This is a genomic window from Draconibacterium orientale, assembly GCF_900111425.1.
Classification (GTDB): Bacteria; Bacteroidota; Bacteroidia; order Bacteroidales; family Prolixibacteraceae; genus Draconibacterium; species Draconibacterium orientale.
In genome coordinates this window covers 1-14,425 of record NZ_FOHT01000011.1, presented here as the reverse complement: position 1 = coordinate 14,425, position 14,425 = coordinate 1, and the positions used below count along the sequence as shown (strand labels likewise).

Sequence of the window (14,425 nt, the reverse complement as noted above, 5' to 3'; positions counted from 1 at the left end):
ATGTAAAAAATGAAATTAGTTACAAAATTATTATTGGCGATTATTATCGGAGTAACAGTTGCATCGTGTATTGATGATCCGGAACCTTATATTCCGCCAACAAAAGCTGAAGAGGATGCTCTGTTAAAAACGTATCTTGATACTCTGGACAACAGAGGGTTGGATATTGACACAACAGCACTGGGTGTTTATTACATTACCGACTCAATCGGAAACGGCACTTTCCCTCAGGATGGCGATACCTGTGTGGTAAAATATACCGGTAGGTTTATCGATGGTAGCATTTTTGAAACAACCGGAGAGACAACCTGGGAGTATGTATTAGGTTCCGAAAATTTGATTGACGGATGGAATGACGCAACACGCTTTATTGATGAAGAAGGTTCTGCATTTTTAATTATTCCCTCAGAACTGGGGTATGGAGAAGATGGTGCCGGCCAAATTCCACCAAATACAACAACAGTTTTTTGGATAGAAATGGTAGAAATAAAACCACATAATTAAATTTGCAGAATAATTTAAATTAAACGACACTGTTTTTAAACAACAGAAAATAATTAAAGATCAGATGAAGAAAACAATATCATATGCTTTATTGATGTTAGGAGCTGTTGCCTTTTTTGCCTGCGACAATGGAGTTGATTACCAAAAAATGAGGAATGAAGAACTTGCACTGTTGGATGAATACATGGCAATCGCTCACCCGGGAGCAGAAGCAACTGCATCTGGTCTTTATTATTTTAACGAACCAGGTACCGGCGAAGGCGACACCATAAAAGCCGGCGACCAGGTTCAGCTATATTATGCAACCTGGACGTTAATTGATGGCCCCGACAGTTTATTGGTTGACGAAACAAGTGGTTATCTTGATGGACACCGCTATGAACCCTACAAGGTTACGATTGGTGCCGGAGGATCGATACAAGGACTGGAAGAAGGTTTGCTTTATATGCAGCCCGGAACACGATCGCGCTTAGTAATTAACTCTGAATTGGCCTATGGGCAAAGTGGTTCAGGGTATTCTGTCGGTGCTTTCCAAACGGTTTTAATGGAGGTTGAAGTTTACAAGGTTATTCCTTTTGAAACTGCTACCGACGACGAAGAATAATTTATTGCTCATTGTTTACGATGAACAGAGCACAATTATTTAAGAAATTACTGCCTGGTTTTATTCCTTTGTTTGTTTTCATCGCTGCCGATGAAATATGGGGGACTAAAATCGGGCTTTTTGTTGCCATAGGCGTAGGCTTGGCCGAAATGGCCTGGATTGCCATTAAAGAAAAACGATTCGAAAAATTTGTGCTTTTCGATACCTTGTTGCTGGTGGTTCTTGGCGGCGTTTCCATTTTGCTCGACAACGATATTTTCTTCAAGCTGAAACCCGGACTGATCGAATTGATACTGGTTGCTGTGCTGGCCATTTCAGCATTCTCAAACATAAATATAGTTGGAATGATGGGGCAGCGCTACATGAAAGATGTAGCGTTTAATACCGCTCAACTGCAGCAAATGCGACAAAGTATGAAGAGCCTGTTCTTTATCTTTCTGGCACATACTGTTCTGGTATTTTATTCGGCCTTTTTTATGAGCAAAGAAGCCTGGGCTTTTATCAGTGGCGGCTTGTTTTACATCATTTTTGGCGTTTATTTTTTGTTCGAGATTCTCCGTCAGAAAAAGAAACAAAAGGTGCTTACCAACGAAGAGTGGGTCCCGTTGGTTGATGAGCAGGGAAAACTGACCGGTGAGGCACCACGCAGCCAGGTGCATAACGGAAGCAAGCTGTTGCATCCGGTGGTGCATTTGCATGTGCTGAATAATAAAGGGGCAATACTTCTTCAAAAACGACCGGTCGATAAGCTCATCCAGCCCGGAAAATGGGATACGGCTGTTGGCGGTCATATTTCGGCAGGAGAGACCCTGGAGCAAGCACTGAAGAAAGAAGTTTTTGAGGAAATCGGATTAAAAGAGTTTTCGGCAAAATTGCAAAAAGTATATAAATGGGAATCGGAGGTGGAAGCCGAACTGATTTACCTGTTTACGACTTACGATTATAAGGGGTTTGGCATCCAGTCGAACGAAGTGGAAGAACTTCGTTTCTGGACAAAAAAACAGGTAGAGAAAAATTTGGCAAAGGCTGTTTTTACTCCCAATTTCGAGGTGGAATTCCGAATGCTATGTGAGTTAGGTATAGGTGGTTTATAACCGCTGAATTTCGAACAGAAGTTATAAACTTCCTGTGTCGGAATCAGTGAATAGTATCAACGATTATCTTCGGAAGTTGTAAACTTCCAATCCCGATACCGGCCCTGGGATTCGCGGTTTACAACCGCGTTTATACCGGAGGTTGAAAACCTCTAATCCCTATTCCAGGCCAATCTTCTCTGTTATTTACCAGCCCTGCATTTACCGGATTATTCAGAGTGTATTCAATAACATTGTACATGTGTTTTTCATTCCTGATCGTAGTATCAAAACTTTCTTTTTGCCATAAAGCCCCAGTTCTTTTTTCGTTTTTGTTTATCCTATTCGCTGAAAAACGTTTTACCGAATGCATAATATCCTGCAAATAAACCGGCTTGTCATTATCGTCCTTTTCAAACAACTGGAACACCCAGTGAACATGATTAGACATGATACAAAAGGCTTCATTTTCCAGCCTTTTTCCCTGCCAGAAGTTTAAGGCTTCCATCATTATTTCCAGATTTTGTTTTTTACATAAATCAATTTTTGCGTTCTGCTGAACATCAAGGTATTTATCAAATGCCTTAAAGTGTTTTTGGCGTAGTGAATAATATTCTTTTTTGAGTTCCTTCAATGAACCAGCGGTTTCCAACCACTGATATTCTGAAGCTAAAAACCTCCGTTCCCGGCTTTGGGGATTCGCGGTTTGTATCCGCGATTTTCTACAGGAAGTTCCAAACTTCCGATCCCGATGAAAATCAATCTGATGTTTTAGTAATTCGAGCTTTTCCGAATATTTCGCCACTGCTTTTACAGGAACAGCATCTTTTAAACACCAGGTAACGAAGTAAGCCTGACCAGGCTGTTGAAAATGAGGCAGAATATGTTTGTAGAATTCTTTCTTTTGCATAAAGCAAATTACAAAGAAAAATTGGGAACAGCGGTTTCCAACCGCTGGAATTCGAACGGAAGTTATAAACTTCCTATCCCGGGATTCGCGGTTTATAACCGTGATTTTCTTGTGGAAGTTCCAAACTTCCGATCCCGATGCCGCGACTATTTGGAAGTTGAAAATTTCCCGTCCCGGCGGTTAAAAACCGCTATTCCCGAACCGAAGTTTACCCCAGCAAGAAGATTACTGGTTGTTTATGCAAATCAGGTACGCCGGCCTTTTTCCACTCCTGAACAGATTTGGTTTGGATGAATTCATTTTCACCGGTAATATTGGCCGCAATACAAAATAAGGTGGAAGGCGAGCATGATTTTAAAATATCGCTTACCAGTTGATTGTTGCGGTATGGTGTTTCGATAAAAATCTGCGTTTGCCGCTTGTTTCTGATTGTTTTTTCCAGGTTTTGAAGTTCTTTTATCCGCTCCTGTGGTTTTACGGGCAAATACCCTTTAAAAGCAAAATTCTGCCCGTTCATTCCCGAGGCCATCAGCGCCAAAAGAATTGACGAAGGCCCAACAATCGGTACTACTTTTATACCTTTTTGATGGGCTATTTTTACCACATCGGCACCAGGATCGGCAACACCCGGGCAGCCGGCTTCGGAAAGTACCGCCACATCATGTCCATCGTTAACCGGCATTAAAAAGCGCGGCAAATCAGCAGCATTGGTACGTTTGTTAATTTCGTAAAACGTGCACTCGTCAATATTTATCTCGCGGTTTACCTGTTTCATAAATCGCCGTGCCGTGCGTATATTTTCTACAATAAAATATTTGGTATTGCTTAAAATCGGTTCTACCCGGGCAGGTAAAACGGTTTGCCAGTCGCCATCGGCCAGAACATTCGGTACGAGATAAAGTGTTGCCATTCGTTAAAAGATTTTTGCAAAAGTAGTGATTCTTGTTATTTCACAACTGCTTTTGTTAATTTTACCCGAAATGGCAAATCCTTCAATAAAAATAAAAGCAACTTTACTCGGAACGGGCACTTCGCAGGGAGTACCGGTTGTTGCATGCGACTGCGACGTTTGTGCCTCAACAAACCCGAAAGATAAACGGCTACGATCCTCACTACTGTTAACGATAAACGATAAGAATTTTGTGATTGATGCGGGGCCTGATTTCCGTCAGCAGATGTTGCGTGAAATGGTAAAAACGCTTCGGGCGATTTTGTTGACACACGAGCATGTTGATCATATTTTTGGATTGGATGATATCCGGTCGTACAACTGGGTGCAGAAAAACCACATGGAAATTTATGCGGAAGAGCGGGTGCAAAAAGCGATCAAGCGCATTTTTAATTATGTATTTGCTTCGTTTAAATATCCGGGTATCCCGAAGATGGAATTGCGAAAGGTTGACAATGAGCCGTTCGCTATTGATGGCGTTGAGTTTGTGCCAATTCGCTGCTGGCATCATAAATTGCCGGTTTATGGTTACCGCGTGGGCGATTTAACCTACATAACCGATACTAATTTTATAGAAGATAGTGAGTTGGCAAAGATGGAGGGAACAAAAATTCTGATTATAAATTGCCTGCGAAAAGAAAAGCACCTGTCGCATTTTAACCTGGCAGAAGTGCTGGAAATTGTTGATCGGATTAAACCGGAACAAACCTATCTTACGCACATTAGTCATGCTTTTGGAAAGCACGACGATGTGATGAAAGAGCTGCCGGAAAATGTTTTTCTGGCCTATGACGGATTAAAACTGGAGCTTTAAAGAAACTTCGTGAGCCCGGCAAAATTGTCGATTTTGTTAGCGAAATTTAAGTCGGTATATTTTTCCAGGCGATCATAAATGACCGTATCGATTCCAAGTTCTTTTCCGGCCTGAATTTCTGAATTAATATCATCGCCAACAATCAAAACTTGTTCTTTTGGTAGTTGGTATTTATCAAGAAGCCGTCTGAAAATATCCTTCTTCGTGTCGTTAGTTTCTTGCAGATCGAGAATTACTATTTCTTCAAAATCGTTGCGAATGCCGAGGTTATCGATCTTGCTGTGTTGCAGTTTGCTGAAACCCGAAGTAACCAAAAACTTTGTTTGTGGCAGTTTTTGCACCAATTCATAATCAGGGAAATACTGCATCGGATCTTTGTAAGTCAGGTTGATGTGTACTTCCATACAATCTTTCAGCAATTGCTCGCTAAACGAAAATGCGCCGGCTACTTTCTGAAATGGTGTGCGTTGTATTTCCAGTTTCACGGCTTCAAAGTCTCCATCATATTCACCACTTTTTTCGATAACAGCAAAAAGCTTTTCAAATAACTTTTCAGCTATCGAACTTACCGGATAAATCGTATTATCAAGATCGAATATCAGTACCGATTTGCTCATTTTTCTTATCTTTTTGTTCGTAACCACGGTAGCGAAACCGCTGTTGCTGCAACAATATAAATGATTCCTGCCAGTAAAAATGCCTTATTTAAACTCACATTGTCGGTAATCCATCCCAGCAGTGGCCCAATGCCGGCAAAAGCCATACGAATAATAAAATTTCTGACCGAAAGCATGGTTGCCCGCACCTCGCTGTCGGTGTATAGGTTAATGTAATTCTTAAAGATAGGAGTAGCCAAACCACGCACCAGATAAAAGAGGAACAGGAATACAAATCCATAGTAAGAGATGGAGATTCCTGCAAAGAAATAGCCCAGCGACAGCAAAACAATAACAGCTAAAACCGACCGGCGTTTTCCCAGAAATAATTCAACTTTATAGGCAAAAACCGAAGAAATGCCAACGCTTAAATTAAGGGCTGTCCAAAATATTCCGAATAACTCTTCGGGTAAACCGATAGCCACAAAAAAGGGTTGAACCAACCAGGCAAAGGTGAGGGTGGCGGTTCCGGTAAGCGCCGAAAGCAAAATGGCAACCCGAAGGTTTGTGTTCGAAACCAGCGAGTTTTTGATATTCTTAATTAATTTCCTGATGGAATGCACATGCTCCACAGCATGTACTTTGGGCTCGATAAGTGTAAATGCCGCAGGAATTGCCAGCGTTGCTACTCCAAACTGAAAATAGAACGGTGTTCGCAAACTAAAATAAACCAACAGGCCACTCACCACGCCGGCTATGGCCTCGGCAAAATTTCCGGCAGAAGTTATTCGTCCCTCTTCGCGTGTGTATTTATCCGTTTTGTTATCGGCTTTTAAGCTATCGTAAAGTAAGGCCGAATCGGCTCCCGAAATAAACGAAAGCCCTATGCCCAGTACGATTTCGGCAGCAGCGAAAGCCCAAAATTCATAGGAAAAACTGTAAATCAGAAAACCAAGGCTTCCTAAAATGCTTCCAAGAATAAGCGTTTTTTTGCGTCCCCAAACATCGGCCATCCACCCCGATGGGATTTCCATAATAACCACAGCAACCGAGTAAATGGCTTTTAGCACAAATAATTCGTACGATCCCAGTCCGTTACTTTTATAAAAAAGCAACATTATGGGCATTACCATATTAAACCATTTCGAGATTTTTATGAGGTAAAGGCGCGGAATATTTTTACTGAAATTTGCCATTTTTTCAGGCGCAAAAATAATGTTTACATTTTTATTCCGGCTTTTTGGATTGAAATGTTATGAATTTTAAGATTAAAGATAAAAAAGCTTTTAGATTGTTAGCAGATTTATATTTTTGCTTTCACAGACAAAATGATTTAAAAGTATTAACAACACAAGAAATTGTGTAGGAGAAACGGTGCAAAAAACACAAATTAAGAGCTGTATGCATGGTTTTTCGAAAAAATTATAAGATGAAACTTACAATTCCAGAAGGCTACCAGTCGGTTTTAAATGTACAACAAACCGAGCAGGCGATTAAATTAATTAAAGATTTTTTTCAGGAGAACCTGGCTGCCGAACTACGTTTGCGCAGGGTAACCGCGCCGTTATTTGTAAAGCAGGGAACCGGAATAAACGACGATTTGAACGGTATCGAGCGTCCGGTGTCGTTTCCGATGAAAGACCTGAATGAAGAAAAGGCAGAAATAGTACAGTCGCTTGCCAAGTGGAAACGAATGGCTTTGGCCGACCTGAGAATAGAAGAAGGATTCGGGCTTTATACCGATATGAACGCCATTCGCCCCGATGAAGAACTGACAAATATTCACTCCCTGTATGTCGATCAGTGGGACTGGGAACGTGTTATTTCGCGCGAACAGCGAAACCTTGATTTCTTAAAAGCTATCGTGCGAAAAATTTATTCGGCCCTTGTTCGAACCGAGTTTTTACTAAGCGAAGCTTTTCCTGTAATTAAAGCAGAATTGCCCGAAGAGATTACTTTTATCCATACCGAGGAGTTGGCGGCAAAATATCCGAATTTAACGCCTTTTGAGCGCGAAACCACAGAAGCCAAAAAACACGGAGCTATTTTCGTTATAGGTATTGGTGGCGAAATGCCTAACGGCGAGATTCATGACGGAAGAGCACCCGATTACGACGATTGGAATACGGAAACCGTAAATGGTTTTAAAGGATTGAACGGCGATATTATACTTTGGAATAATGTGTTAGACAGGGCTTTCGAAATTTCGTCGATGGGAATTCGTGTGGATAAAGCAGCATTGCTCGAGCAACTTAAAATACGCAATGCAGAAGACCGTAAAGAAATGTTGTGGCATAAAAAATTGCTGAACGGTGAACTGCCGCTTACTATTGGTGGTGGTATAGGGCAATCGCGTTTGTGCATGTACTTTTTACGTAAAGCGCACATTGGCGAAATTCAATCGAGCATTTGGCCCGATGCCATGATAGAACAGTGTAAAGCTGCAGGAATTGATCTGCTTTAACAGCATAAAATAACAGTACCGATTTCTGAAAAATTGGGTAATTTGAATTATTTCAGAGTTGGTATTTGTTATTTGCGATTAGATTTATACTTTTGCAGCGCAAAATAAGGCTGCTCCGGTGGCTCAGTCCCGAAAAACCAGAAATTTGTAATTTCATTGTTTTTCGAGGATGCACGAAAATCGAAAGAGATTTTCGGCATTGGATAGAGCAACTGCCTGAGATTGAAATAAAGAAAAATAACATAAGGTACGCTCCGGTAGCTCAGTCCCGAAAAACCAGAAATTTGTAATTTCATTGTTTTTCGAGGATGCACGAAAATCGAAAGAGATTTTCGGTATTGGATAGAGCAACTGCCTGAGATTGAAATAAAGAAAATAACATATGGTACGCTCCGGTAGCTCAGTTGGATAGAGCAACTGCCTTCTAAGCAGTAGGTCATGGGTTCGAATCCCGTCCGGAGTACCAAATAGAGTAGGGGATTAGATGAAAATCTAATCCTTTTTTATTTTTAAGTGAAACATATGTGAAACATTTGAGTTGATTCATACAGCTAAAATGTTCCTATGTACGGACAGATGATTATTTTCTCGCAGTTGCTACTAACAAATAATTTTCATTCTTTAACGATCAGACTGCTGATTAAAATTTAATTAAACATTTCTTACATTTGAAGAAACTACATCTTTATCTGTGAAAAACGATTTGTTTTGGGAAATTCCTAGTTCACTCAACTTAGAAGACATTTTAAAAAAACGTCCTCCGGAATTCAAATACAAGATTGATAAGTTTTATTACATCCTTGATTATCTCGCGAGAGGTATGGATGTGGAAGATCTGGACAATAATGAAGGATTTATTAACCTTAATGCAAAAAGGCTTCAGGAAGCCGTACATGATTATAAGGACTATCTGGATTATCTGCTGAAGAGGGGAATAATAAGTACAGACATGATCTATATTGTCGGTAAAAAATCTAAAGGTTACCGAATCAACAGTAATAAGGAACACAAAGTCAGTGTTCAAAGAATTCCTATCACCTCATGGCCAATGCAAAAGAAGAAAAGAAAGGAACAAGAAGACCTAGTGGCAGAGAACAATAAGACGGTAAAAGGTTATGGACATTTGACCAAATGGTTTAATGATAAGCTTCAAATCGATGAGACAGGAGCTAAAGCGAAGATCGAAGAAGTATTTCCAGAACCAAGTGGACCAATCCGTGGAAAATTAAAAGGAAGGCCTAGTGATTGGAATAAAAGGTATAAAGCAATTTATTCCATTGAAAAATTTGCAAAGGGTGATTTCTACTATAGCGTAGATGATAATGTTGGAAGGTTTCATTCTAATCTTACCAACATTAAGAAGGAACTTAGGCATTATATAACGTTTGATGGACAAAGACTGGTAAATGTGGACATTAAAAATTCACAACCATTATTCAGCCAACTCTTATTATCAAAAAACTTTTATGAAAATGAAAGCGAACCATCTATTTTTAACTTTCCTCACTCCTTCAAATTAATTTCTCCCTCCTCTAATTCACCATCCTTTACCATTATGGTAGTAAAAATGCTGCAAAAACTTAATAATGAGGATATTGGTAAATATGTGTCTATGGTTAACTCAGGACAATTTTACAACCAGATGAGTGACCTTTTATTCCCTAATCAAGCATTTGAAAAGAAGAAAGTTAAAATGATGTTTTTCAAAGTTCTCTTTTCAAGCAATTATGTATTGGGGCAACCTAGTGCTAAGGACAAAAAAAAATTTGCTGAATCATTCCCTGATGTTTATCAAATATTCAAGCTGATTAAGCGGAAAAATCATACTGCCCTTGCCCATATATTGCAAAGAATCGAAAGCGAAGTTATTCTACGGAAAGTAGTCTCACGAATAGCATCTGAAAAGCCTAATCTCCCCATATTTACAATACACGACAGCGTGGCAACAACTGTAGGTGATGAAAAATACGTAAAGAATGTAATGAAAGAGGAAATAAAGAGTTTTACAAAGCTTAATGCGAAATTTGGGCTTGAGTATTGGGATTAATTTTGTTTGTATGTGTATAGCCCTATGTTCCTTCCCTACAATATAGCAATTTCTTGATTATAAATTTTCGTCAGATTCAATTATTACTTATAGCAATAACCATACAGCTCATCTGATTCTCAAAAATTCCAACTTAATAACTTTTTAGATTAACCATTGATTCTGAAATAACTTTTCAGGTTATTTTTCTGCCGGATCACAACTAAAAAAGTTATTTCTACCTGCACATTCCATAAGCAAATAACTAAAAATTGTAATCAATTGATGCCCTTCCACAGAGCTAAAATTTCCTTCTTGAAAATTCTCTTTGTGTACGAGAGGTAAAGGTACTTCCAACCATCACCCCACCTCTAAACCAAGCAATCGGGTCACCCCCGGTTTGCTGAAATCATTATTAATTCAAAATTTAAAATTATGGTAACAGTAATTGATTATGCCAAAAGGCAAAGGAAAAAGGATGGTTCAGAATTTTTTGTTCTCATCCTTCAAGGTGGTTTATCGTTGGTTAAATCACAAAACACCGGTAACTATTACGCAACGGTGAAACAGTGTAGCATTCCAAGTACATTTGATGAAAGTACAGCCAAAGCATTGATTGGTGAAGAGGTACCGGGATCAGTTGTAAAGAAACAATGTGAGCCTTACGAGTGGACCAACCGTGAAACTGGTGAAGTGTTGAACTTAGCACATCGCTGGGTTTATTTACCAGAAGGTGCAACGCTTGAAGAAGCTATTTTCGAAGGTGATCCTGAAGTAACAATGGCCAGCCATGTTAACAATCAGGCAGTGCCTTCACTTGACTAGGAACTGAAAGGACTGGCAGAAATGTTGGTCTTTTCGTTTTCATGTATATAAAGATCATTGCATATACAGGACAATATTGCGCAATCATACATCTATAAAACAGGTTTTTATGTTGAATTTTTTATGCTTATTTTTTGAGAAGATTTTTTCCCTGTAGATGTGATGAAAGAATAAAGAATCACTGAAAAAATTGGCGAATGAAAAGGAGGGCTGAATTGCTCTCTTTTTTGTTTTAAGAAATTGCAATCTATACAAATAACTTATACAGGTTTTCTGCTGTATTTTTAAAGGTTTTTTTGAGAAGATATTTCCCGTGATGCATGAGAAATTAAAATCCACTGAAAAAATGAAATGGAGGCTTATATTTTCTATGCTTAGATCACTGAATTCGCAGAATCTAGCTAAGTTCAGCGATGCGTTTATTTATATTTTCAAATACTTCATTCAGTTCCTTGGTAGGGCTAAAATCAAATAGCTTTGCATCTTTTTCAACAATAGCTGTATGTCCTGGGGGCATATAGAAAGCATCACCAGCCTCAATGAGTTCTTCTTTCCCATCATCATAAATGGCACGTATAGCCCCTTCAAAAAGATAGCCCCAATGTGGACTATGACAGCTATCATTAGCTAAACCTTTTAAAAGTGGAGTAAAATCTGTTCCTTCAGGTAGCTCATGATAAGATACAGTGAATCCACCCAATCCTTCCATTGCACGCATAATTGTACCTGGTGCTTCCATGGTTACAGTAATGTCTTCTTTTTTAATCTTCATAACTTGGCAATTTTATGTTTTGATATACAGTAAGTTACGATGTTATTAAGATAAATCCAAATTCGTCTTTTTAATAATTGTTAAGTTAATAGTGCCAGGTCACCTTAAATTTTCAGAGGATTATTTTGCAATGCTTTACAGTGAAAAAGGGGTAACTCATTAGCTCCCCCTGAATTATCTTTATTACCCGTTAATAAGAGTAAAAAGAATAGTGCCTGTCTAAAAAAGAAGGAGACTCAATAGTCTCCTTCCTAAATGTTAACCCCCAAACACACAATATGGGATGAATCCCAAATGCATTTTAAATATATGGAATAGCACCCTCAATTCCAACAAAGTAATCATTCATAAAATCTATCACTTTAAATTTTTTAATATGGAAATTAGAAAAGCTCAACGTAGGGAAGCAAAAATAAAGCTTGCCTTACAGGGACCTTCTGGCTCTGGAAAATCGACCTCTGCATTATTAATGGCATCTGGTATAACAGACTGGTCAAAAATTGCAGTTATTGACACTGAAAATCACAGTGCAGATTTATATGCTCACTTAGGTGAATTTAATGTTCTGCAACTCTCAAAACCATTTACTCCTGAGAGGTATATCACTGCCGTTGAAACTTGTGAAGAAGCAGGTATGGAAGTGATTATTATTGATTCCGTTTCACATGAATGGGAAGGAAATGGTGGTATTTTGGATCAACATGGAAAAATGGCTGGTAACAGTTTTACAAACTGGTCTAAGATTACACCACGTCACAATGCTTTTGTACAAAAAATGCTTGAATCATCTTGTCACATTATTGCCACCATTAGAAGTAAGCAGGATTACACCCTTACAGAAAAGAATGGGAAGATGGTGCCTGAAAAAGTCGGGTTAAAAGGAGTAACAAGAGAAGGTATGGATTACGAGTTTACGGTGGTATTTGATCTTGATATTTCACATCATGCAAAAGCAACAAAGGATAGAACCGGGTTATTCATGGATAAACCGGAGAATGTTATTACGCCAGGTTACGGTAAACGGATTTTGAAATGGTGTAATGCCGGTGTTTCTGTAGAGCAAGTGATAAAATTGGTTAATGAGGCTACCTCCATCGATCAATTACGTGACATCATTCGCCAATATCCAGATTTCAGAACACAAATTGAACCGCTTGCTATTCAGCGAAAGGAACACATTGAAAAACAAACTTTAAGCACATCAAAAATTAGTGGAAATGGAATTGAAAAAAGTTAATGAAACAGATCAGCGAATGGTCAATCCTATTGTAGAAGATGTTGAACCTATAAAAGAATCAACACAGGAAACAAGTGATGTACATTTTATGGCTGCAAATACCAAACCAATGAGTTTGGAAGATATTGCTAGCAAGCACACCATACCGGTATTTGCAAAAGACAACGAAAGCACCATCAGCCATCAGGAATTTATTGAAACAGTATCAATAGTTACTGAAAAAATATTTGGTGGTGAACAGATTTTAAAGCCTGCTGTAAGAGTTTCACATCCTATCAAAGGCAGGATTCCAACAGCTGTAGGGAAACCTGCTAAAGAGCTTTTAGAGCACGAAAAAACGCTGTATTTTGAGCGCATGGCATTTGCTATTGAAATACCATCAATCAATGATAGAGTGGCTGAAAATAGCTTAAATCTCACTATAGGAGGAGTACGTGCCTACAACCTTGAGAACTTATATTCCAAGAAGTCTGAAGAACGTTTTAAACTCTTTATTGGCTTTAAAAACAGTGTATGCACAAACTTGTGTATTTCAACAGATGGCTTTAAAACAGATGTAAAAGTGAGAACTGTTGCAGAACTGGCAAATGCTGCATTTAACCTGATGGGGAATTTCAATGTGTACAAGGAAATTGAGAAGTTTAACTCTCTTCCACAGACAATGATAACAGAACAGCAATTTGCACAAATTATTGGCAGGGCTAGAATGTACCAAAATATGCCTTACAAGAATAAGAAGGAACTACCTCAGTTCCCACTTTCTGATGGGCAGGTGAATCTTGTGGTTAAGGATTACTATTCTGATGAATCATTCTGTAGAAATGATCTTGGGAACATCAACCTCTGGAAACTTTACAACCTGTTTACAGGAGCCAATAAAATGAGCTATATTGATAATTTCCTTGACAGGAATGTTAGATGTCAAAGTTTTGTTGGTGGACTAAATGAGGCTATTGAATTGAATAAGCATCATTGGTTTGTGAGTTAAACCTTGTCCATCCATCCGTAATCCTAATAGAAATGGACGGATGGACAGTTTTACAATCAAGTATCGAAGAAAATTGGCACAAAAGTTTGATACTATTAACAGTATAATTATTTTTAACAAAACTTTACTGATGTGACTGACAAGCTTCAAATATTGCCTTCAAACTATACTCACAATAACCGAAGGATTTCTAGTAAACGGGTATACGCATATAAGTTTAACTATAGCTTTGCGACAAACCACTTGAAACAAGGCGTGGATATTCACTTTATACAAGCCTGGTTAGGCCTCGAAAGCGTTAAAACCACACAACGCTACACGCATGTTTCGGAGCATAATTTTAAAAACTATAAAAATCCATTAGATGAACTACTTTAGCAAAAAGGTTGGGTTACACACCCAGATTGGCAATATAACCCAACCCACTAAAAGAAATATAACCCAACTTGTTGGGTTCCATGTACGTTATGGTGCAGCGTTTGGGGGTTATCGTTAGTATGCGAACTTGTTCTTTAAAATATTGGTATGGTGGGTTTTCACGCCCCACTCTTTTTAAGCGGGCTGACTATGCTTTGTTGTTTGGTGGGGCTGCGTTAAGCTCATAAGAGCCCGTACAAAAGCCTGTTCGGGCGGTCACAATGTTTGCGGTTTGTCAACTCCTGC

15 protein-coding genes and 1 tRNA gene are annotated in these 14,425 nt (G+C 38.9%); 11 read left to right on the top strand and 5 right to left on the bottom strand.

Translation table 11 applies throughout. From position 1 onward, the window contains the following. Positions 1–9: 9 nt before the first annotated feature. The 3 genes from BMW53_RS07740 (at position 10) to BMW53_RS20915 (ending at position 2,202) form a co-directional block, all read left to right on the top strand. A complete protein-coding gene (locus tag BMW53_RS07740) occupies positions 10–504 on the top strand; it encodes an FKBP-type peptidyl-prolyl cis-trans isomerase (RefSeq protein WP_051568059.1) in 495 nt (164 codons plus the stop codon). A 64-nt stretch (positions 505–568) separates the two neighbouring features. Continuing rightward, on the top strand, positions 569–1,108 hold the full coding sequence (locus BMW53_RS07735) for an FKBP-type peptidyl-prolyl cis-trans isomerase (RefSeq protein WP_038562464.1): 540 nt from the start codon (positions 569–571) through the stop codon (positions 1,106–1,108). A gap of 20 nt (positions 1,109–1,128) precedes the next feature. Continuing rightward, positions 1,129–2,202, top strand: coding sequence for an NUDIX domain-containing protein (locus BMW53_RS20915; protein ID WP_074780460.1), 1,074 nt, complete (start codon positions 1,129–1,131; stop codon positions 2,200–2,202). A gap of 130 nt (positions 2,203–2,332) precedes the next feature. Here the strand turns inward: BMW53_RS20915 and BMW53_RS07725 are convergent, their stop codons facing one another. Beyond that, complete coding sequence (locus tag BMW53_RS07725) at positions 2,333–3,091, bottom strand: transposase (protein WP_051568058.1); 759 nt, start codon at positions 3,089–3,091, stop codon at positions 2,333–2,335. Positions 3,092–3,299: 208 nt separating this feature from the next. Beyond that, positions 3,300–4,001, bottom strand: a complete 702-nt coding sequence (locus tag BMW53_RS07720) for an SAM-dependent methyltransferase (RefSeq protein WP_038562462.1) — start codon at positions 3,999–4,001, stop codon at positions 3,300–3,302. Positions 4,002–4,071: 70 nt separating this feature from the next. Here BMW53_RS07720 and BMW53_RS07715 point away from each other — a divergent pair, with 70 nt between their 5' ends. Next, positions 4,072–4,854 carry an MBL fold metallo-hydrolase gene (locus tag BMW53_RS07715; RefSeq protein WP_245749021.1) on the top strand — a complete coding sequence of 261 codons (783 nt, stop codon included), beginning with the start codon at positions 4,072–4,074 and terminating at the stop codon, positions 4,852–4,854. On the opposite strand, the gene BMW53_RS07710 is transcribed toward BMW53_RS07715, so the two are convergent. Continuing rightward, positions 4,851–5,471 carry an HAD family hydrolase gene (locus BMW53_RS07710; RefSeq protein WP_038562459.1) on the bottom strand — a complete coding sequence of 207 codons (621 nt, stop codon included), beginning with the start codon at positions 5,469–5,471 and terminating at the stop codon, positions 4,851–4,853. The two genes, BMW53_RS07715 and BMW53_RS07710, sit on opposite strands and share 4 nt — an antisense overlap. A gap of 5 nt (positions 5,472–5,476) precedes the next feature. After that, a complete protein-coding gene (locus BMW53_RS07705; RefSeq protein WP_038562456.1) occupies positions 5,477–6,646 on the bottom strand; it encodes an MFS transporter in 1,170 nt (389 codons plus the stop codon). Positions 6,647–6,879: 233 nt separating this feature from the next. Between BMW53_RS07705 and asnA the strand changes: the two genes are divergently transcribed. The 4 genes from asnA to BMW53_RS07680 all read left to right on the top strand — a co-directional run bounded on the left by asnA (position 6,880) and on the right by BMW53_RS07680 (position 10,765). Further along, positions 6,880–7,914 carry an aspartate--ammonia ligase gene (gene asnA, locus BMW53_RS07700; protein ID WP_038562453.1) on the top strand — a complete coding sequence of 345 codons (1,035 nt, stop codon included), beginning with the start codon at positions 6,880–6,882 and terminating at the stop codon, positions 7,912–7,914. Positions 7,915–8,303: 389 nt separating this feature from the next. Next, positions 8,304–8,380: transfer RNA gene (locus BMW53_RS07690), tRNA-Arg, on the top strand. A 225-nt stretch (positions 8,381–8,605) separates the two neighbouring features. Then, on the top strand, positions 8,606–9,961 hold the full coding sequence (locus BMW53_RS07685) for a hypothetical protein (RefSeq protein ID WP_074780453.1): 1,356 nt from the start codon (positions 8,606–8,608) through the stop codon (positions 9,959–9,961). Between the two features lie 414 nt (positions 9,962–10,375). After that, positions 10,376–10,765, top strand: coding sequence for a hypothetical protein (locus BMW53_RS07680; RefSeq protein WP_074780449.1), 390 nt, complete (start codon positions 10,376–10,378; stop codon positions 10,763–10,765). Positions 10,766–11,162: 397 nt separating this feature from the next. On the opposite strand, the gene BMW53_RS07675 is transcribed toward BMW53_RS07680, so the two are convergent. After that, positions 11,163–11,537: a cupin domain-containing protein gene (locus BMW53_RS07675; RefSeq protein WP_038562434.1), complete on the bottom strand. Its 375-nt coding sequence runs from the start codon at positions 11,535–11,537 to the stop codon at positions 11,163–11,165. A 376-nt stretch (positions 11,538–11,913) separates the two neighbouring features. On the opposite strand from BMW53_RS07675, the gene BMW53_RS07670 reads away from it, so the two are divergent. From BMW53_RS07670 to BMW53_RS21375, 3 genes are all read left to right on the top strand, one after another. After that, complete coding sequence (locus BMW53_RS07670; protein WP_038562431.1) at positions 11,914–12,774, top strand: AAA family ATPase; 861 nt, start codon at positions 11,914–11,916, stop codon at positions 12,772–12,774. After that, positions 12,755–13,762: a DUF3871 family protein gene (locus tag BMW53_RS07665; protein WP_038562427.1), complete on the top strand. Its 1,008-nt coding sequence runs from the start codon at positions 12,755–12,757 to the stop codon at positions 13,760–13,762. Before BMW53_RS07670 ends, BMW53_RS07665 begins: the two co-directional genes overlap by 20 nt. 132 nt (positions 13,763–13,894) lie before the next feature. Next, positions 13,895–14,140 carry a tyrosine-type recombinase/integrase gene (locus BMW53_RS21375; protein ID WP_081804911.1) on the top strand — a complete coding sequence of 82 codons (246 nt, stop codon included), beginning with the start codon at positions 13,895–13,897 and terminating at the stop codon, positions 14,138–14,140. Positions 14,141–14,425 lie beyond the last annotated feature (285 nt).